The organism is Brevibacillus sp. MCWH (genome assembly GCF_013096935.1).
Taxonomy (GTDB): domain Bacteria; phylum Bacillota; class Bacilli; order Brevibacillales; family Brevibacillaceae; genus Brevibacillus; species Brevibacillus aydinogluensis.
In genome coordinates, this window is the sequence record NZ_SDLF01000223.1 from 1 (window position 1) to 402 (window position 402).

1 pseudogene is annotated in these 402 nt (G+C 42.5%); it reads left to right on the forward strand.

Going from position 1 to position 402, the window contains the following annotated elements:
• Positions 1-402, forward strand: a pseudogene (locus ETC00_RS20180) (M23 family metallopeptidase); the annotation flags it as partial.

Below are 402 nucleotides of genomic sequence, written 5' to 3' on the forward strand. Positions count from 1 at the left end.
CAATAGATGGGTAAAGGCTTATAGGTTACCTGACCAAGCATACTTCTTTTTACTTGCGGTGTGTAAGCACGAAACAGTTTTTGGTACTTTGGGTCAAGGTAGACCTGAGAAAGGAAGTTTTATTGTTGGGTATGGTTGTCCAAGTTCTTGTGACCATGCTTACTCAGGTGTTGACACACAAGCTAAATATGCAGCTAAACGTTTTGCAGAAGCTATGAAAAGCCGTTTCAATGCCATTAATTCTAGGGGGTATATGGCCGCTGATGACATTGACTATTTCCATGAGGGCGGTGATAAAGGTTACGGAAAATGGGTGTGGTCGGCAGACGGAGCAAATTGGAAACAAAAGGTTAAGTCGTATTATGACAGAATTAGAACGGAAGCTATGCAGATGGGATACCC